Origin of the sequence: Paenibacillus sp. 203 (assembly GCF_037027525.1) — a bacterium.
GTDB lineage: Bacteria > Bacillota > Bacilli > Paenibacillales > Paenibacillaceae > Paenibacillus > Paenibacillus polymyxa_B.
This window is the reverse complement of sequence record NZ_JAXCHD010000004.1, coordinates 287499-308001: the sequence shown is the minus strand read 5'-3', so window position 1 is coordinate 308001 and position 20503 is coordinate 287499. Positions and strand designations below refer to the sequence as shown.

Here is a 20503-nt window from a genome sequence, read left to right as displayed (position 1 = left end):
TAATTATTCTTCGTTTCTCAAAGATTACATCTATAAAATTAGTCGGTTTCTGTCGAATAAAACAATGTAGTGATTATCAGACACAGAGGAGCAAGAACTATGACTAAAACAAAACAAACAGTTCCGTGGTGGAACAGGTTTCTCAAGCAGTTTTATTTAATGAGGACAAGATTAATAATATCTTTTTTGGCTGTGTTATTGATTCCGAGCGTACTTATCGGGTACTTTTCCTATCAGGGGGCTACAACACAACTCAGTCAGCAAATGGGCGGTTCCGTATACACGAATTTGTATCTGATCCGGAGCAATGTCAATCAGTATGTAGCACCCATTATGAAAGACCTGGACGTGCTTACCACTGAAATCAATTCTGATTCCATTGGTACCAACCAAGAGGCCCTTCAGAAAAAGTTGGATGCCATCGTTAAGGCTCATCCCGAGCTAGATGCCGCGCTTCTAGGTAATGCGAAAGGGCAATACATACGTTCACCGAAAAAACAGGAGGCCGATTATGACCCCCGGGAGAGAAAATGGTACAAAAATGCGATGCTGGAAAAGGGCAAAGTATTCGTCGGTGTTCCAGTTGCCAGCGTCACGACAGGGAATTTAGTCGTTAATATATCGGGAACGCTGGAGGACGGTGAAGGAGCTGTTGCATTGGCTTTGAATCTGGACAAGATGGGTGAAAGTCTGCAGTCTGTTAAGATTGGTGAACGCGGAGGACTCATTATTGTTGATTCTGAACATAAAGTTGTATCTGGGACTGGAACAGCCTTTAACAAGACAGGCAAAAAACCGGCTGACGCCATAGAGGGACTTCCCGAAGTGGCGACAACCGTCGAAAGTGATACTCCTTCCATGTCGCAAATTCAATTTATGAATCGAGATATGCTGGCCTTTACACTTAAGGACCCTCTCACTGGTTGGAGCATTGTCGCACTGTCGGATCTGGAGGATTACAGTGATGCAGCCCAACCGATTCTGAAGCAAAGCCTGATTGTGATTGTCATCTCCATACTTGCCGCTGCGATCATCATTGTGCTTATGGTCCGCTCGTTCTTAATTCCGCTGCGCAAGCTGCAGGCAGGAACACGCATCGTCCGTGACGGAAATCTGACCGAACGTGTTAACCTATTCAGCAAGGATGAGTTCGGCGAACTGGCACAGAATTTTGACCAGATGACTCATTCCTTGCATACGATGGTTTCCGAGGTCAATCAAACGTCCTCCCGACTTGCTTCCTCTTCTCTGATGATCAAGGAAAGCACAGAACAAACGACGGAGTCCGTACAACACGTAGCGGAAACGGTTATGGAATCCGCAGAAAATGCAGCCACCAGCGCCGAGGCATCCGAGCAAACCGCTAATGCCGTTGAAGAAATGGCCAAGGGTGTCAGCACCATTGCCGAATCAGCAAGCTCCATCGTGGATTCAGCAGGACAAACCGAGCATGATGTAGCTCAAGGCAGTCAAATGATCAGCCATGTGCGGACACAAATGGACCGTATTCTGGAAGCTGTAAGCCAAACGGCTAGCCTGATGGATGAGCTATCCCAGCTCTCAGACGATGCGAAGCAGATGAATACAGCTATTGCCGCCATTGCCAAGCAAACCAATTTGTTGTCTCTGAACGCGTCTATTGAAGCTTCCAGAGCTGGCGAAGCCGGGCGTGGATTTGCCGTAGTCGCTATAGAGGTACGCAAGCTGTCTGAGCAATCCAAGGAAAGTGCAGATTCCATCAGTCAGATCATTACTCAGATGCTCGATTTGATTCAACGCTCCACCGCTACCATGAACGGTAATGTTCGTAACCAGGTAGGTGAAGGATTACGTATTAGCCAAGATGCAGAAGGTGCATTTACGAATATTGAACGCTCTACATCTCATATTGTGGAACAAATCCAAAGTGTGTCCGCTGCGGCTGAACAAATCTCAGCCAGTACAGAGGAAGTTTCGGCTACTGTCACCCATTTGGCAAGTCTGTCTCGCAATTCGGCGGACAGTTCGCAGACAACCTCTGCTGCCGCTCAGGAGCAAATGGCGGCCATGGAGGAAATCGCATCTTCGTCTCAGGAGTTGTCCAACATGGCGCAGGATTTGCAACAGCTGGTTAAGCGATTTAAGATTTAAGTTACACATCGTATCGTTGTAATTTCATGCAAGTAAGAATGAGCGGCAGTACATCTAATGACTAACAAAAGCCTTCGTCCGTATACAAATTACGGGCGAAGGCTTTTTCCATGTGAGTATTTGGGGTGATCTCTCTTGTTTACTTATAGGGTCATCTGACCGGTTAACTGACGGCGTCTATCTCCTTCGGGGTCGTGCTCCATTTTAATATCCTGATGGAAAATAACTGTAGTCCGCTCTTCCCTGTCGTACATCGGCCAAGCCTCCTCGGACAGCACAGGCTTCCCATCACGTGCAAAAGCAACCCATGCCTGCTGCATAGCTTGAGCGAGCTTCTGCATCGACGGTTGAATCTCTAATCCAAGCTTACCTAGCAGCTCCAGATTATCGAAAACAAACGCAATTTCGGCACCGTGAACCGCTTGTCCAAAGGTAGGATGTCCCGGCAATGTCCAATCAAAACGATACATCCATACAGGCGCATGCGCCGACTGCGCAACAGCAAGAGCCAATGCAGGACGCCAAAAAAATAGATCAGTCAACATTTGTGCCTGTCCCTCAATCGTAACAGGAAATGGTTCTATCAGGTCGCCGATGTCTGACATGCCCGTCATCATTTCCAATGCCTGACTCGCTGTTGACTTGTTCATTAGATGGGATTCTTTTCGGATGAAATAGGCCCCCTCATGCAAGTTCGTTCCAATCAAAACGGATACCTGCTTTGCTGAACCTTGCGCGATTGCAGACAGCGGTTCATCTGGCAAGGTCACACCGTCCACGACGGGTTGATAGATCATCGCCATCCCTGGTCCGATGACTTCATGCGTCTTCGCCATAGCTAGCATCAGCGCATCTGTCGGCAGCGTAAACAACCGTTCTGGATGCTGAGTGTCCACACCCAGCTGCTGCAGATACACAGCCGTCACTTGTTCGGCCTGTGAGGTTGGCAATACCTGCGACGCACCGCTCTGCAAAATCGCACGCTGGAACAGTCCCTCAGCGGATGGCATCGCCAATAAAGCGGCAATACTCATGGCGCCTGCCGATTCACCGAACACCGTTACTTCGTCCGGGTTACCGCCAAAGGCAGAGATGTGATCCCTAACCCATTCCAGCGCAGCGATCTGATCCAGCAGTCCCGCATTAGAGGTCAGGCCATCTCCCTTTGGAGTCAGATGCAAAAATCCTAACGGCCCCAATCGATAATTGATCGTAACAACCACAACATCGCCATTCTTCGCCATGCGTTCCCCGTCATATAAAGGTATAATCCCGGACCCCGTGACAAAGGCACCGCCATGAATCCACACCATCACCGGACGTCCCTTCTCAGGAGCCTTCGAAGCAGGTGTCCAAATGTTCAGGTATAAGCAATCCTCTGACTGCTCAGGCGGTTCCACCAGATTTCCAGTCATACTTTCAGCGGATGGCATAGGTTGCGGACAGATTGGCCCAAAACTCGTCGCAGCCCGTACACCCTCCCAAGACTCCAAAGGCTGGGGCGCATGAAAACGTAGTTTTCCAACAGGAGGCTGTGCATATGGGATACCTCTCCATACATGATATCCATTCCCCGTTTCCCCACGTAATTGACCTAAACGAGTATGTACCGTAATACTCTCCATCATGAAGCCTCCTTTATTTCGTATCTTCAACACAACGGTATAATATCAATCTTTACATATCTCTATTATACCCTTTGCACACGGCCAAACCAAAAAATACCGGAAGCACTTTTGCGCTCCGGCATTTTTATAAACAAGATAGGGAAATAGCGATTAATCCCGAACTTCTTCTTTGGGAATCAACTTGTAAATTTCTTCGCTTTCCATAGAGTCAATTAGTCGGTCTAGCCACTTGTAATAAGCGACGGCCTGCTTCATTTTCATACGATCTTGCTGAAGAATCGCCTTAAATTCCTCGTACTCTTCACCCTGATTCATCAATCTGTCCAGCTCATCAATGGCTTTGCGCAACACCAGTAAATTTGTTTCTACCGCTTTTCTCCATTTAATAGCGAAGAAATCAGTGAAGGTTTGATGCCAGTCATATTCGACTTCATACAAGTCTTTGCGTGAGCCCTTGCTCCAAACCTTATTTACCATTTTCAGATCCAGTAATGTTCGAACTCCTGTACTCATGCTCGTTTTGCTCATTTCCATTTCACGGCCCATCTCGTCCAGCGTCATCGGTTTATCCGCAAAGAAAAGCAAACCGTATAAATGCCCCGCAGACAAAGTGATCCCATACAGGTCCATGTTTTTACCTATAGCTTCTATAACACGTTTGCGAATTTTTTGCAGCGAAGCCTGCTGCTCATCACCTAACTGGTACAAGCTCATGCTTGCAACCTCCTAATTTTAGAGCATTTTGCACAACCTAGTATGAACGATTTACCCGTAAAAGATTAGCTTTGACGCAATGTATGAAATCTTTCAATAATAAATGAAATGTTTCAAAAACAAAGCTTCTGTCTATATTACAACAGCATGGATCGTTCAAAATCATAATTCGCAAAATTGCTAATGATAGTAAACTTTTAAAATTATGGATATACATAAATCTTTTTCTTATGGTTATATTTCATTGTCTATTTTAAAAAAAGCACTATCGGTTGTAAAGTTCCGAATGTTTGAGCATTCTATAGAACGAAGGAGCATATCAAAGGAAACTTTGTACAGTTTTTTCTGTACGTACTTTATGAACAGTTTTTTTGTTTGAAATGTAAGCAGTGCTTCTGTTACAATTAATTTTGTCATTAACCGTTCAGGATGTTCAGAATTATGATTTTTATACTCAATCCTTAATGCAACAAGGGGTTAATACCAAGCAAAGTATAGAAAGAAGAGGTGTATGTATGACGATTTTGGAAGTCAAAAATGTCAGCAAACTCTTTGGTCCTCACGCAGAGCAAGGTGTTCCGCTCCTGGAGCAAGGCTGGGGCAAGGAAAAGTTGGCCAAAGAAAAGCAGATTACTGTTGGTGTCAATAAAGCCAACATGGAAATTAGGCAAGGTGAAATTTTCGTAATTATGGGGCTATCGGGCAGTGGCAAGTCCACTTTGGTGCGAATGCTAAATCGCTTGATTGAGCCTACCTCCGGTGAAATTCTGGTCCACGGCAAAGATCTCCGTAAGATGAACAAAGAACAACTTCGCGAAGTTCGTCGTAAAACCATCAGCATGGTTTTTCAAAAATTCGCCCTGTTCCCACATCGGACTGTATTAGAAAATGTAGAATATGGTCTTGAAATTCAAAAGGTAGAAAAAGCACAGCGTCAGGAAAAGGCGCAACAAGCGCTGGAACTGGTTGGTCTTAAAAACTGGGGCGATAAAATGCCCGATGAATTGAGTGGCGGTATGCAGCAGCGTGTCGGCCTGGCACGGGCGCTGGCTAATGACCCTGAAGTGCTCCTGATGGATGAAGCGTTCAGTGCATTGGACCCTCTCATTCGCCGTGACATGCAGGATGAGCTGTTGGAACTTCAAGATAAAATGAAGAAAACAATTGTGTTTATCACCCATGATCTGGATGAAGCGTTGCGGATTGGTGACCGGATTGCATTGATGCGAGACGGTGCGGTCGTACAAATCGGTACACCGGAAGAAATTATGATCCAACCGGCTAACTCTTATGTAGCCCGCTTCGTCGAGGATGTGGATCTGTCCAAGGTATTGACGGCTGCTCATGTCATGCTTCGTCCAGAAACCATCACCATGGATCGTGGTCCGCGTGTGGCTCTGGAATTGATGCGGGAGCGTGGGATTTCCAATTTGTTCGTCATTGACCGTACTAAAAAGCTACTGGGTGTTATTAACGCTGAGGATGCTGTTCATGCACTGCGCAATAATTTGAAAATTGAAGATATTTTGATTACTGACGGACCGCAGGTTGCTGCCGAGACTGTCATTAATGATTTGTTTGAAATTACAAGCTCGTCCAAGGTGCCGCTGGCTGTGGTCGATGACAAGCAAAAGCTGCTGGGCGTTATCGTCCGTGGAGCATTGCTTGGCGCACTTGGTGGAGATGTTACCACTACAAAGGAGGTGAATGCCCATGATACCGAAACTGCCAATCGCTGAGTGGATTCAATCCATTGTCGACTGGATGGGTATTCATCTGGCTGGATTGTTTAATGTTATTTCTTCTATTATAGAAGCTGTAGTAGGCTTTTTCTCAGGCCTGTTCATGCTTCCGCACCCTCTGGTGTTCATCGTGATCATCGGGATTATCGCCTTTATGATCGGGCGGGTTCAGCTTACGCTGTTTACTGTCATCGGCTTCCTGCTGATTGATAATCTCGGCTATTGGAGTGAAACAATGAATACGCTCGGACTAGTCATCACGTCTGCGCTCGTATCCATTGTTATCGGTATTCCCATCGGGATCTGGTGTGCATACAGTAAATCCGCATCCCGCATTATCACGCCTTTACTTGATTTTATGCAGACGATGCCTGCGTTCGTGTACTTGCTCCCAGCGGTTACCTTTTTCAGCCTGGGTGTTGTACCTGGTGTTATCGCATCTGTTATCTTTGCTATCCCCCCAACCATTCGCATGACTAACTTGGGGATTATGCAAGTATCAGGTGAGCTCATCGAAGCCTCAGATGCTTTCGGTTCAACCTCTGCGCAAAAGCTGTTCAAAGTTCAGCTTCCACTGGCATTGCCTACCTTAATGGCTGGTATTAACCAGACGATTATGCTGTCACTATCCATGGTTGTTATTGCTTCCATGATCGGTGCAGAAGGCATCGGTGCTGTTGTATACCGTGCTGTGACACAGCTGCAAATCGGTAAAGGTTTTGAAGCCGGCTTAGCTGTTGTCGTTCTGGCTATTGTGCTTGACCGTTTTACGCAAAACCTGTTTAAACCTACGCAAAAAGGCAAAAGCCGCGTATCCAGCAAGCAAAAAGTATGGATTACTTCTGCAGTTACAGCTGTCATTTTGATCGCTGGTGCTTCCCAATATTTTGTTGGTACAGATCATTCCGCATCTGGAAAAGGTAACGCTGCTGCCAACCCGGTTGGCGAAGAAGTCGATTACAAAATTATCGGTATTGATGCCGGGGCAGGCATTATGAAATCGACTGCCAAAGCAATTCAAGACTACAATTTGTCTGATTGGAAGCTGGTTGAAGGTTCCGGTGCAGCTATGACGGCCACACTGGACAAAGCCATTAAAGCGAAAAAACCGATCATTATTACAGGTTGGACTCCTCACTGGATGTTCAACAAGTATGATCTCAAATATTTGGAAGACCCTAAGAAGTCTTATGGTGAAGCCGAGGGGATTCATACGATTGCCCGTAAAGGCTTGCAACAGGATGCTCCTATCGCTTATGAGTTTCTAAAACGTTTCAAATGGACACCGGAAGATATGGGTGAAATGATGGTTGCCATTCAAGCCGGAACCAGTCCTGAACAAGCTGCCCAGGATTGGGCGGAGAAACATGCCGATAAGGTTCAGGAATGGACTAAAGGACTGCAACCTGTCAATGGCGACACGTTCAAGCTGAGTTATGTCGCTTGGGATTCCGAAATTGCCAGTACGAATTTGCTAAGTTATATTTTGGAGAACAAACTGGGTTACAAAGTAACCGCACTTCAAGTGGAAGCAGGTCCTATGTGGACGGGTGTCGCTAGTGGTGATGTAGATGCTTCACCGGCTGCATGGCTGCCGTTAACACATGCGGATTACTGGGCTAAATACAAGGATAAGCTCGACGATCTTGGGGCTAATATGAGCGGTGTTAAAACCGGATTGGTCGTTCCAGCTTACATGGATGTTAAATCGATTACTGATTTGCAGGATAACGGAGCCGAAGCGGCTCCGGCTTCCGCCACAACCGAGGACTTTGGCAAAGAGGTCGGTTACCGCATTGTCGGTACCGACCCTGGCGCCGGACTAATGAAGCTGACCGCTAAAGCTATTAATGACTATGGCTTATCCGACTGGAAGCTGCTTGAAAGCTCTGGAGCTGCTATGACCGCTACACTGGATAAAGCTATCAAAGCCAAGCAGCCTATCGTCGTAACAGGTTGGACTCCTCACTGGATGTTTAACAAATATGATTTGAAATACTTGAAAGATCCTAAAAAAGCGTACGGTGATAAGGAAGAAATTCATACAATCGCCCGCAAAGGTTTAAAGCAGGATGCTCCTGTGGCTTATGAATTTCTAAGCCGCTTTAAGTGGACTGCTGAAGATATGGGTGAAGTGATGATCGCGGTTCAGGACGGTATTGCCCCACAGCAGGCTGCCAAGAACTGGGCTGATAAACATCCTGACAAGGTACAGGCATGGATCAAGGGCCTACAGCCCGTCAACGGTGATCCTTTGAAGCTGAGCTACGCTGCTTGGGATTCTGAAATTGCCAGTACGAACGTATTGAAATATGTATTGGAACAAAAATTGGGCTATAAAGTAACAGCCCTGCAAGTGGAAATCGGCCCGATGTGGACTGGCGTGGCCGGCGGAAGTGTAGATGCTACTGCTGCCGCTTGGCTTCCATTGACGCATGCTGATTATTGGGCTCAATACAAGGATAAGGTGGATGACATCGGAACCAGCATGACTGGCGTTATGTCCGGGCTTGTCGTTCCATCCTATGTACCGATTGATTCTATCGAGGATCTTAAAGCGCAGCAATAATATTTTTTCCGCTTTTAAACCATACGAATAAGCAAAAGGCAGATCAGGGGTAAATCCTGATCTGCCTTTTTATGATATCCAGATTTAAAGTTGCTCTCAGCCTTTTAGCGTGAATCCTTCTTGAGCGGGCACATCGGCATGCTGCCCTGTCGTCTGGTGCTGTCTAAAGAATAACGGATAGATCACAAAGGACACCAGCAGACTCACACAACCAATGACGCCTAGAGCAATCATATCTTTGAAGATGTAGGTGATATCCAGTCCTTTGAGCGTGATGTTCCGTACAGCGTCCAGGTAATACGTCAGTGGCAATATTTCAGCAAGCCCCCGCAAGAAGCCGGGCATTGCCTCTAATGGCCACGTATAACCTGACAACATAAAGGAAGGAACAGCAATCAGCATCAGCGTTTGAGTCGCATCCACTCTGGTCTTGGAAAAGAGACTGAACAGGAAGCCTAATCCGCACAAGGCAAAGTTAAAGACCAGCGACACCAAAATTAACGGCAGTACCTGTCCCCTAAACGGAATATCAAAGCATAAAGCACTGATACTAAATACAGTCAGCACATTGAAAGCTCCCGCTGCATAATACGGTGCCAGTTTGGCAATAGCCAACCGCCAAGGGGTATTTCTCCATGTACCAAATCTTCCCCAAGTCCCTGCTTCCTTATCACGCGTGCAGGACAACGCGATACCAAGCAGCAAACACTGCTGGAGAGCCGCAGAGATAACCCCTAGTGGCATGAAAAGCTTATAATCATATACCGGGTTAAATAGCACTCTGGATCGGAACGGGATGGTAGTCAGCGTCGACGCAGCCTGATCGGCGTTCATTCCCTTTTGTTTCATGGAATTGACCGATACTCCAGCGCTCACGCTGCTAATGACCTGATTCGCAATCCGACTGGCACTATTGGAATACATCATATTACTGCCGTCAATCAGCGTGAGCACGGGTGGATTCTCCCCATGCTTAAGCCGAGTCGTAAAGTTGTCGGGAATGACGATTCCGACCTTAGCTTCCCCGGTCTCTACCTGACGGACAGCATCTTCCTGATTGGTCGCTTGCCGTGTAACGGCAAATGAGTCGGTCGAATCGAACGCCTGAATGATCTGGCGACTGAGCTGTGAATTATCTCCATCGTACACTGTGACAGGCATCTCGGTAATCCGCTGATGTGAATATAGGAAGCCGAATAGTATCGTATACACAATCGGCGTAATCAGCAGAATAGCCATAAAGCGGCGGTCCCGGAAGATGCTCAGCCATTCCTCGCGAAACACATCACGGATACGAAGTCTTTCCTGTGAATCCTGCATATTACTGCGCCCCTTTGCCTGTAAACAGGACCGTGGAGCCTGTTGGAACCGAAGCAGCAAGGTCCGGCAATGCTACTTTAACACCGAAGGAACGGACATCCTTGTCACCGGAGCTTTGGCTCGGTTTTTGAATGGCAAAGTCAGCAGCCGACTCTAACAGAATGACTTTACCCTTCAGCTCCTTACCGCCAGACAGCAATTTAATTTGGACGGTATCCCCTGCTTGAAGGCCATTCAGAGACGTTTCAGGTACATAGAATTTAGCCCAACGTTGTGTCGAAGTTTCAATGGTATAGACTGGGAATCCTGCGCTAGCCATTTCACCTAAGCTAAGCGACTTGGATTTTACGATTCCATCTTCGGCCGCATATAGCGTCGTGTAACTCAAATAGGTCTGAGCCTCTTGAAGCGCAGCTTCCGCTTGGGCTACCTGAGCATTGGCACCTGCAACCGCAGATTGAGCCTGCTCAACTGTGGATTGCGCCGCCTTCACAGCAGATTGCGCTTGTTCTACCGAAGCCTGAGCAGCTTTGACATCTTCCTGTTGCACAGCAACTTTGCCCGCTCCTGCCTGTGCTTCCTTCACCGCAGCCAAGGCTTGACGGTATTGAGCTTCAGCCGCCGTAATTTCCTCCTTGCGGCTTCCCTCCCGTGCCATATCCAATTTTTGCGACTCTGCATTATACTTGGCCACTGCCTGTTGATGTTCCAATGTCGCTTGATCCAAAGATGCCTGGGTTGCTGCTCCGGCTTCTTGAAGCTTTTTGGCACGCTCCAGGTTTTTAACGGTCAGATCCAGCGTTTCCTTGGCTATCTTCACAGATACTTGCAATTGCTCAAGCTCCTGCGGTCTTGCCCCGCTCTTGAGCGCATCCAGTTTTGCCTTGGCGGCGTTCGCAGCCGCTTTGGCCTGTTCGATCTGGCTGGAGGATGCCTCAGCGGTCACACTGACCGATGTCGTACCTTGGCTCTTCTTGGCCTGAGCGGCGCTTACAGTAGCCTGTGCCTGGCCTACGCCTGCTTGAGCCTGCAACACACTGGCTTTTGCTTTGGATACATTACTCTTAGCTGCCAGCAACGCCGCCTGTGCCTGCTTCACCTTATCTTCCAACTCGCGACTTTCCAGATGGGCTAACACCTGCCCCTTTTTAACCTGATCGCCTTCTTTGACGAGCATCTGGTCAATCCGTCCTGCCATTTTAAAGCTGGCATTGAGGGTATCCGACTCCACATAAGCCGTAGGTATGGAAGAAGACTGATCCGCAGACAAGCTGCTTCCACCCCGTGGGAAAGCAGTCAAGGCATAAATTCCTACCGCGATTAAAATAATAAGTACGACGTAAATCGTATATTTTTTAGCTTTCATGTTTTCATCACTCCATCTGTCTATTAATGTTGCATGCCCAATGCATTACACACAAATACTTCAATACTTTCTCGAACCTCTTGCAGATTCATCGTTTCACCCCAAACCATGGACCGCATCGGAGCGAAAATGTAAATCCCAAATAAGCAATTGGCTGTTGTTTTGGCATCCAGCTTACTTGAAATTTTCCCATATAACTTACCGGAATCGATCTCCGCCTCCATAAAATCAAAATAGTCTGCCAGCACCTGCCTAATATTAAAATGCTGTTCCTGTGAGACCCATCCCTTGCTAACCAGTAAACGGCAGAAATCCGGCTCTCTCCCAATGAACTCAATATGTACTTGGATCAGCTTGTGAACCCTCAGTTCTACCTGATCCATAGGAACCTGAGCCATCGCTTCATGGATATCCTGCACAAATCGCTCCATCCCCATCTTCAAAATGTAAATGTACAATTCTTGCTTGTTTTTAAAATTGTAGTACAGGGTTCCTTTGGCTATGCCACAAACCTTAGCAATTTCTTCCATGTTTGTTTCGTTAAATCCTCGTTCGGAAAAAGCTTTAAGTGCGCCGTTAAAAATAATTTCCTTCGTTTGCTGTTTCATGCTTCCTCCTTTTTGAACTGACCGTCCAGTACAAAAATTATGTATTTATTATAAGCCCATCTTTAGTAACCCAGCAATAGGAAAAATGAAAATAATTCATTTTAGACATTTCGTCTAAACGCTTATTCTAAAAAATAAAAATGCAAAAACGGATCGAATAAGTGAGGGGGTCACTCATTCGATCCGCTATGTCATAAAATCGGATGATAAGGGGGCCATTCTACAGATTATCAACCGATTTTAAGGGAAGGCCGACTATTTTTTCACCGTTTGATTATATTGCGCAATTTTGCCTGTAATTTCTTGTGTAGCTTGATCCAATGCCTGTTTTGGCTGTTGCTGGCCACTCAGAACGGCCTCGATTGCACCCTCGACGATTTGGCGCGCTTCTGGGAATACGCCCATCACTGCGCCCTGTGTAGCGGTGGATTGTGCCGATGCGTGCAATTGGTCAACCGCCGTCTGGAATTGCGGATATTTTACCATATTGTCTTTGAGTACCTTCTCGTCATAGGCTGCTTTCGTGATCGGGAAGTACCCGGTATTTACACTCCATTGTGCCTGTACAGCTGGGGAAGCGACGAATTTAATGAACTCCCACGCTGCCTTCTGTTGGGCTTCAGGCTTGTTGTTCATAATGTACAAACTCGCGCCGCCTACAACCACGCCGCCTTCTTTAGCTTCATTGGCTCTTGGCAGGAATCCTGTGCCTACTTCAAATTTATCGCCAACCTGCTCCACAATATTACGCAGCGAAGCGGTGGAATCCAGCGTCATCGCAATTTGTCCTGCGGAAAAAGCCTTTGCCGTATCGTCTGAGTTACGTCCCAGATTGGATACAACCTTTTCATCGATCATTTTCTTCCACCACGTCAGCGTTTTTACACCGGCATCCGAATTCAGCATGGATTCCGTTGCCGCTTGGTCACGACCATTGCCATTATTCACATAATCCGCGTTCTGATTGGCAAACAGTTGCTCCATAAACCAGCCGTAGATGGCAATGGAAGCACCGGATTTACCATCCTTGCTCAAGGCTTTTGCAGCCTTTTCGAACTCATCATACGTTTTCGGAGGATTAGCTGGGTCAAGTCCTGCGGCTTTGAATGCATCCTTGTTATAGTATAGTATCGGGTTTGACGTATTGAACGGCATAGCGTTTAATTTACCATCAATCGTGTAGTAACGCGTAATATTTGGCTCTAACTGCGACAGATCGAACTTGTCTGCATCAATAAATTGTTGTACAGGTGTGATCATTTTGGAGTCGACCATGAATTTACTACCGATTTCGTATACTTGAATGATGTCCGGGCCGCTGTTGGAACCAAGTGATGCCTTCAGCTTGTTCAAGCTGTCATCATATTTGCCTTGATATACTGGCTCTACCTGAATGTCCTTATGACTGGCGTTAAAGTCAGCAGCGATCTGCTTGATTGCTTTTTCACCGTTACCGGACATCGAATGCCACCAAGTCAGCTTCACTGGAGAAGTCGCTGCTGCCCCATCACTACCATTACTCGGCTTCTCTGCAGCAGTATTATTGCTACAACCTGCTGCAACCACCATGGCAGTCAGAATAAGCAGGGTCAATGTACTTTTCAGACGAAAAAATCTCATAATCTCTCTTCTCTCCCTTTGATTAAATGATCTTGAATTGGCATTCTCTTGCGATATTCTTGTGTGTTGAAGCTCTGTATATGGGCTGCTTGCGCAGGTGTTGCTTTTCATTTGAAATATGTGATCAGCCTTTAAGCGCACCCGCTGCCATTCCACGTACCAACTGCTTTAGTCCAAAGATCAGCAAGAGCAGAGACGGTAAAATGACAAGTGCCGTACCCGCAAACACCAGATTCCATGAAGTCGATTCCTGAAATTCGAGCATGGATATTCCGATCTGTACCGTACGCATATTCTCACTATTGGTGATCAGTAAAGGCCAGAGATACGAATTGTACATATTCAGGAACGAATATACAGCCAGTGTTCCGAGCGCAGGGCGCGATAACGGAAGCACATGGAACACAAAGTAACGGATATGTCCGCACCCATCCATACGAGCCGCCTCAAACAGTTCCTTGGGAAGCTGGAGAAAAAATTGTCTTAACAGGAATGTTCCGAATGCCGTCGCCAGAAAAGGAACCGTCAACCCTTGATACGTATCAAGCCAGTTCCAGCTTCGTACCGTCAGGTAGTTTGGAATAATGGTCACTTCCCAAGGGATCATCATCGTCGCTACAAACATGCTGAAGATGAAGTTTTTTCCCTTGAATTCCATTTTGGCAAAGGCGTAGGCCGCCAAGCTCGCTGTAATCAACTGCCCAATCATCGTCAGACCGGAAATGAGAAATGTATTTCCAATAAAGGCTGCAATCGGAACAATTTCAAACACTTCAGTGAAATTCGCCATATGAAAAGAATGTGGAAGAAAGCTTGGTGGATAAGCGCTTGCTTCCTCCGGCGACATGACTGCCATAAAAAACGTATATATAACCGGATACAAAATGAGAGCAGCTGCAATCGTAAGCAGCACATACAGCAATGTTGAATTCAGGTGTCGTTTCATTGGTAATGCACCTTTCTTTCCACCCATTTGAACTGAATCATCGTGAGCAGCAGAATGACGGCAAACAAGACAATGGCCTGCGCACTCCCCGTTCCAAACCGGAAATTAACGAAAGCTTCCTGATAGATGGAATACACGAATACATTCGTACTGTTCACCGGACCTCCTTTGGTCAAAATGTTAATTTGAGCAAAAGACTGGAAGGCTCCAATGATGGAGACTACTGTTACAAAAAAGATCGTCGGTGATAACAGTGGCAGGGAGATACGCCAGAACGTGACGAGCGGGCCAGCTCCGTCCATTTTGGCACTTTCATACATGTCATCTGGAATCCCTTGAAGTCCGCTCGATAAGATAATGTAATTGAAGCCAAGATTCATCCAGATGGTCATCATGGCTACTGAGAACAACGCCCAATCCGGGCTGGTCAGCCACGGAACCGGATTGATATGTAGCAGGGAAAGCACATAGTTGAACATCCCCAGTGTCGGATGAAAAAGAAATTTCCAAATGACCGCAGATGAACCGACCGACAACACCATCGGCAGCGAAAAGGCAAACTGGAAGATACGCATTCCCCGCAATTTACTGTGTGTAAGTGCAGCCAGTACCAGCGCCAATAAAATACCTACTGGTACTGTTAACAGTGCAAACAGGAGTGTGACCTTAATTCCTTGTAGAAACAGTCCCGAGCTGAAAAGTGTAGTAAAATTATCTAACCCCACATAAGCTGCAACGTTTCCTGCGGGATCTGTAGAATGCAAGCTGAGATATACGGACTTGATCATCGGGTAAAACATAAATACAGCAAACAAAATAAGCGATGGAGCCAAAAAGGTATACGCCAGCGCGTTTTCGCGCAATCTTTGAATTTTTAGCGAACCCGTGCGTATGCGGGCTTTAGACGAAATCTGTTGCTGACTCCTCGTCCCTAGTCCCATAGATTTGTTAAGCTCACCCAAAACGGAGCGCCCCTTTCTTTTCAAACCAACCTCAGTAAGTGTATCGTTTTGATGTAAAGGGAACGTCAAGTGGACTGGAGTAAAATGTTAATGTTTTTTCATTTTGTAAAAGCAACTCTCTATAGGTATAAGCACAAGGACATAGACTCCTACATATAATGCATCAATACAGGGTATGGAGGTTAGAGGCGAATGCCATACAACACCGTCAGTCCGCAAACGTTATATCAAGCTAGACCGGAATTACAGGCCGAACTCAAAAATATCCGCGATCATTTGCATTATCAATTAAGCCCCTACATGAATCACACGGTTAGGGTGCAAACGATGGATCATCAAGTATATGAAGGAACGATTGTACACATCGATGCGGATCATTTGTATCTGAGAGTCCCTCAGCAATATCACTCACCCTTCCCAGGCACCACCACGCCTGATCGCTCCTATGCCTACAACAATGTCATTCTGCCGTTGGTGTTATATAATTTATTGGTTATAACTCTGTTGAGCTGACGCTCGATCCACATCTCTCTAATTAAAAGACAAAAAAACCTCCAAATTCTGTAAGGGGCCTTCCTGGCACATTACGAAGTTGGAGGTTTTAGTTATTTGTTTTTCATAATCATTAGTTCTCACAAGAGATACCTGCTTCTTGCTCTAGCACAGCTATAAACCTTTCTATACAATCTCCACTCGGCAGGTGGGTGAACACCTCGTTCACACCCTGATTGATCAGCGTGATGTTCCCCCTAGAATCCGACAAACCCTTATCCAGCTTAGCCAGTGAAATATGGTGATAATTGATGAACTTGACCCAAGGAGTACCCATAGTGCAGGAATAAAAGATGATTCGTTGGGATGTCACTGCCAGCATTCCATGATGCGATATCTTCTGAGAGCTCTGTTGCAAATCATACGTACACCCCATACATGATCGGATGTGTTCGCCCGCTTCTAACGTCAGACTAATAGCTCTCAACTCTTTTTCATTTGTTTGCATCCCGTCTCATCTCCTGTTCGAAGTTCAGGAACGAGTCGCAGCTCCTTGACCTCAGACCAGCTTTTGCGGCTTGTCCCGCCGACCTCTTCATTTTTCGTCAGATTAAGACTCTCACGAACTGGACAATGACCTACCTTAACTGCACATTGAAACCAAGGATGGATATGTACAACTTAACATGGGTACAGGATGTTATCAACAAGCAAGCTATCACTCTTTTTCAGCATAACTTCGTAATGTGCGCATTGCTGAAGAAGCAATTATATCTAATTTTAAGTGATTGGAATGGATGAATTTCAGAAACGAGGAATGGTATACGCTTCTTCTTGGCAAGCTAATGTGAGAATACGTTAGAACGGAGAAGAAGCCTTATGAAATATAACCGTTTGCTGTGCGCTGGAATTGCTGTTTCTTTACTGTGTATCAGCTCTTGTCCCACTCCATCTACCAATGCACAAGCCTCATCATACGCCTCCCCCACTCCTACAAAGGGAAGGGCCTATTACGAAGAACGGGGCGACATTGTGTGGGAAGTTCCTACCCATCGTAAGCTTATCGCTCTCACATTCGATGACGGACCGGACGAAAGCAATACGCCTGCCATTTTGGATTTGCTTAAAGAGTACAATGCTAAAGCAACCTTTTTTGTCGTCGGCAGCCGTGTAGAAAAGCTTCCTGATATTGTGAAACGAGAACGAGCAGAAGGGCATGAAGTGGGCAATCATACCTTTTATCATTCATCTTTTCAGTATATTTCCCGTAACAAAGCTCTGTCAGAATTGGATCAAGGCCAAGCGAGCATCGTTCAAGCAACTGGTGCAGGAACCCATCTTTTTAGACCCCCCGGCGGCTCCTACACCGATTCGCTCGTCAAGCTTTCCAAGGAAAAGGGGTTCAAAATTATTTTATGGTCCTGGCATCAGGACACCCTGGACTGGCGAAAACCAGGTGTACACCGTATCGCTCATAGGGTGCTTCGCAACGCCCGTAATGGCGACATTGTCCTGATGCACGATTATGTACATCAAAGTACACAAACCGTCGAAGCCCTGAAAATCATTTTACCGGAGCTCAAGAAGAGAGGGTTTACCTTCGTTACGGTATCCGAATTGCTCTCTAATCGGGAAAAACCGGATGGGCTCATTGAAGTGAATAAGTAAAAGAGAATAAAACTCCGTCAATTATTTGTTGACGGAGTTTTATACATGAGGGTTTTGCGAAAACCTAATAAGGAACTGATAATTCTCCGAGCGATAATGTGTTATTAACGAATGGCTCAGAGAATGTACGGTATAGCTGGCTTGAACTTTAAAGAAGCCTATTACATCATATTGCTATTTTCATTTGCTAGCTGTACCTTTCAGTCCAATGTTTTGGAGGCTAGCCATTGCATCATCGTTATTTTCTTTCCGTTAATCACCTTCGATACTTCGTTGTTATAAATGTAAATCCAAGACCAGTGGCCATTGTATTCATACGGTGTTTGGTCGCTCTTTTTGTACAAACCAGAGGTATCTACTACGTTATCAAATAACGACATATGAACATCCTTTGCTCCAGCATTCACTAAACGGTTGTAGGTCGGAACCGTATAATCGTTGGGCGGAACCACGGTGTCGGTTTTGGCAGCCACAAACCAGATCGGCAGGTCCTTCATTTCGTTAATCTGTTCATCGGTTATAAGGCTGTCCTTCAAGGCTTCACAGGCCACCACAGCGGCTGCAAAATAGTCTTTATAATCACGGATCATCAGCATAGTCATGTAACCGCCGTTGGAGTCTCCGCCAATGTAAATTCGATTTGTATCAATGTCTTTGTTCTTGGCCACGTACTCCTTAATTAAGGACATCAATGCTTGCTCGTATTTGGAGGTGCCGTCTCCGAAGCCTGTAAAACCATCCATCCAGTAGGTTGGAGTCTGAGGTGCCAGCACATAAGCCCCTTCAAAATAGGATTGAATATCTTTAGATGCAAAATTCGCTGCATTATTTCCGGAAATCGGAATCGTCGGATCTGTACCTCCCTCACCCATACCATGCAGCCAGATCACCAAGGGATTTTTCACTTTGTCTTTTGACGGTGCATAGTCCGCATAGGTTAAAGTAATCCCGTCAAAAGTAGCTTTGCCGGTTGCAAATTGATCAACTAGCTTCCGTATCTGACCTGCGGAAGTATCAATTTTCAAGCTGGAAATCGTTCCTGATGTGGTTTTAATAGCTTTTTGCTGCGTGATTGTGTATTTGTTATCATTCCATGCGTTAAACCCGGAACCTGCCGCATCATAATGAATAGCTGAGCTTAGTGTTAAGGCTGGGCCGACTTCCATTTCTAATACAACGTAGCTTCCGGTTTTATTTACAGGGTTGCCACTTTTGTCCGATACATAGGCCTTGGTGACTTTCCGGCTGCCACTCTCAATAAAGGGATTTACCAGTCTATTGTCGCTTCTTCCCACATGCACCTCAAATGTATCCTTTGTTATCGCATCTTTAGGTACTGGCTTATCCAGGTTAACAATGATCTTCGTAATGGCTGCTCCCCAATCCTTAACCTCCGCAACCGTCCGGTACGAGGTGGACTGTATCTTTACATCCTTGGCCCATGCACCGGAATTGAAAGCAAGGGTCGTACCGATAGCTAAAGTGAATAACATAGTTGTTTTAGCAGCCTTTTGAAACCGTTTAAACATGATGTCTTACCTCCCGGGTCCATTAATAAAACGCTTACATTATTTATTTTAATGATTTTTTTATTTGTATCCTGTCTTTTATTAGCCTATTTCAGGTCAATTACTGACTCCTTGCTCCAGAATACCTCTTGTTCTGTTTTCGATATTGATGCGGTGTTGCCTGATAAACCTTTTTAAATACCCTAGCAAAAGACTTCTCGTTCGGAAATCCATGCTCCAGCGCAATTTGTATGATGGAATGATCCGTATTCATGAGAACTCGAAAAGATCTCTCCAGACGGATGGCATTGACATATTGAAATAGGGTCATCCCTACATGCTTCATAAAAAAACGGGACAAATATTCGGGAGACAACCCAAAAACCTGAGCTATCGAATCCAAGGATAAACTTTGATCGTAATTCTTTTTGATATAATCGGTTATCAACGTCAGCCGCTCCAAATATTTATCGGAGTTAAAGCCGCGGATAGATTCATGATCCATTGTAAAATACATTAATAACAGATACACCAGTTTATAAGATAGTGATGTTAAATGGATATGTGCTAAAGAGTCATTATGCCGGTTGAGATAAGCCACAAATAAGGTGTTTAACAAATCACGCAACTCCGCAAAATGCTGTAATCTCTGCTCGTTAGTTTCGAAAATGGAAATACAGTCAAATGAGATGGGATTACTGCCGTTAACATTTGCTCTAATAAATTCAGAAGGAATCAGAACCGTTATAGCCTCTCTCCCTTTTCCCTTAGCCACAGAGAAGGAATGAATAGCATTCGAATTAATGAGCACAATATCTCCTTCTTTGGAGCTGTAACTCGCGCCATCAATATAGATACTATCGATTTTTCCTGAAAGCACATAGGATATTTCGATGCTATCGTGCCAATGCCTAGGTATGTACGCTGGTTCATTGGAGGAATGAACTATAATTTTTAACGGAAAATGATTGTCTGCCTGGACCAGCTCATATTTGTATTCCAAGTTTGTCGCTCCTCTCAGATGTGAACTCATAAATAGAAGAAAATGGCTTCAGCAAAGTGCCGAAACCACTTGTATTTAACCTTCCTCTCTCTATAAACAAAAAAACCTAAGTATAACAAAATACATAAGATCCTTAGATCTTAACATTTTGTTCCTTAGGTTTTGCCTGCGTAACAGTAACAATCCTAGTGCTATTCATTTAATTAAGCTAAGTATATAGTGGGTAG

At 45.6% G+C, this 20503-nt stretch carries 16 protein-coding genes; 5 read left to right on the top strand and 11 right to left on the bottom strand.

The window, feature by feature from the left end; translation table 11 throughout:
- Nucleotides 1-99: 99 nt before the first annotated feature.
- Nucleotides 100-2130 (top strand): methyl-accepting chemotaxis protein, encoded by a 2031-nt coding sequence (locus tag WA407_RS10795; RefSeq protein ID WP_336077349.1) that lies wholly within the window; start codon nucleotides 100-102, stop codon nucleotides 2128-2130.
- Between the two features lie 143 nt (nucleotides 2131-2273).
- Here the strand turns inward: WA407_RS10795 and WA407_RS10790 are convergent, their stop codons facing one another.
- The gene (locus WA407_RS10790; protein WP_336077348.1) at nucleotides 2274-3755 is read right to left on the bottom strand and encodes a carboxylesterase/lipase family protein; all 1482 of its coding nucleotides are present in this window, start codon (nucleotides 3753-3755) and stop codon (nucleotides 2274-2276) included.
- A gap of 153 nt (nucleotides 3756-3908) precedes the next feature.
- Nucleotides 3909-4472, bottom strand: coding sequence for a GbsR/MarR family transcriptional regulator (locus WA407_RS10785; protein ID WP_028543060.1), 564 nt, complete (start codon nucleotides 4470-4472; stop codon nucleotides 3909-3911).
- Between the two features lie 515 nt (nucleotides 4473-4987).
- Here WA407_RS10785 and WA407_RS10780 point away from each other — a divergent pair.
- Both WA407_RS10780 and WA407_RS10775 read left to right on the top strand, forming a co-directional pair.
- Nucleotides 4988-6211 (top strand): quaternary amine ABC transporter ATP-binding protein, encoded by a 1224-nt coding sequence (locus tag WA407_RS10780; RefSeq protein WP_254329292.1) that lies wholly within the window; start codon nucleotides 4988-4990, stop codon nucleotides 6209-6211.
- Nucleotides 6186-8783 (top strand): glycine betaine ABC transporter substrate-binding protein, encoded by a 2598-nt coding sequence (locus tag WA407_RS10775; RefSeq protein WP_336077347.1) that lies wholly within the window; start codon nucleotides 6186-6188, stop codon nucleotides 8781-8783. Before WA407_RS10780 ends, WA407_RS10775 begins: the two co-directional genes overlap by 26 nt.
- A 96-nt stretch (nucleotides 8784-8879) precedes the next feature.
- Here WA407_RS10775 and WA407_RS10770 read toward each other — a convergent pair whose 3' ends face one another.
- The 6 genes from WA407_RS10770 to WA407_RS10745 form a co-directional block, all read right to left on the bottom strand.
- Entirely contained in the window at nucleotides 8880-10103 is a 1224-nt protein-coding gene (locus WA407_RS10770) for an ABC transporter permease (protein WP_336077346.1), read from the bottom strand.
- A gap of 1 nt (nucleotide 10104) precedes the next feature.
- Nucleotides 10105-11469: an HlyD family secretion protein gene (locus tag WA407_RS10765; protein ID WP_235307717.1), complete on the bottom strand. Its 1365-nt coding sequence runs from the start codon at nucleotides 11467-11469 to the stop codon at nucleotides 10105-10107.
- Between the two features lie 23 nt (nucleotides 11470-11492).
- Nucleotides 11493-12077 (bottom strand): TetR/AcrR family transcriptional regulator, encoded by a 585-nt coding sequence (locus WA407_RS10760; protein WP_250267730.1) that lies wholly within the window; start codon nucleotides 12075-12077, stop codon nucleotides 11493-11495.
- Between the two features lie 255 nt (nucleotides 12078-12332).
- On the bottom strand, nucleotides 12333-13697 hold the full coding sequence (locus tag WA407_RS10755; RefSeq protein WP_254329295.1) for an ABC transporter substrate-binding protein: 1365 nt from the start codon (nucleotides 13695-13697) through the stop codon (nucleotides 12333-12335).
- A gap of 124 nt (nucleotides 13698-13821) precedes the next feature.
- Entirely contained in the window at nucleotides 13822-14643 is an 822-nt protein-coding gene (locus WA407_RS10750; RefSeq protein WP_209949644.1) for a carbohydrate ABC transporter permease, read from the bottom strand.
- The gene (locus tag WA407_RS10745; protein WP_069291360.1) at nucleotides 14640-15605 is read right to left on the bottom strand and encodes a carbohydrate ABC transporter permease; all 966 of its coding nucleotides are present in this window, start codon (nucleotides 15603-15605) and stop codon (nucleotides 14640-14642) included. Before WA407_RS10745 ends, WA407_RS10750 begins: the two co-directional genes overlap by 4 nt.
- Nucleotides 15606-15797: 192 nt before the next feature.
- Between WA407_RS10745 and WA407_RS10740 the strand changes: the two genes are divergently transcribed.
- Nucleotides 15798-16118 carry a hypothetical protein gene (locus tag WA407_RS10740; RefSeq protein ID WP_254329297.1) on the top strand — a complete coding sequence of 107 codons (321 nt, stop codon included), beginning with the start codon at nucleotides 15798-15800 and terminating at the stop codon, nucleotides 16116-16118.
- 112 nt (nucleotides 16119-16230) lie between these two features.
- Here WA407_RS10740 and WA407_RS10735 read toward each other — a convergent pair whose 3' ends face one another.
- Nucleotides 16231-16605: a PH domain-containing protein gene (locus WA407_RS10735; RefSeq protein ID WP_165176370.1), complete on the bottom strand. Its 375-nt coding sequence runs from the start codon at nucleotides 16603-16605 to the stop codon at nucleotides 16231-16233.
- 371 nt (nucleotides 16606-16976) lie between these two features.
- Here WA407_RS10735 and WA407_RS10730 point away from each other — a divergent pair, with 371 nt between their 5' ends.
- Nucleotides 16977-17765, top strand: a complete 789-nt coding sequence (locus WA407_RS10730; RefSeq protein ID WP_336077345.1) for a polysaccharide deacetylase family protein — start codon at nucleotides 16977-16979, stop codon at nucleotides 17763-17765.
- Between the two features lie 200 nt (nucleotides 17766-17965).
- Here the strand turns inward: WA407_RS10730 and WA407_RS10725 are convergent, their stop codons facing one another.
- Nucleotides 17966-19294, bottom strand: a complete 1329-nt coding sequence (locus WA407_RS10725) for a prolyl oligopeptidase family serine peptidase (RefSeq protein ID WP_336077344.1) — start codon at nucleotides 19292-19294, stop codon at nucleotides 17966-17968.
- Between the two features lie 100 nt (nucleotides 19295-19394).
- The gene (locus tag WA407_RS10720) at nucleotides 19395-20276 is read right to left on the bottom strand and encodes an AraC family transcriptional regulator (protein ID WP_336077343.1); all 882 of its coding nucleotides are present in this window, start codon (nucleotides 20274-20276) and stop codon (nucleotides 19395-19397) included.
- Nucleotides 20277-20503: the final 227 nt, after the last annotated feature.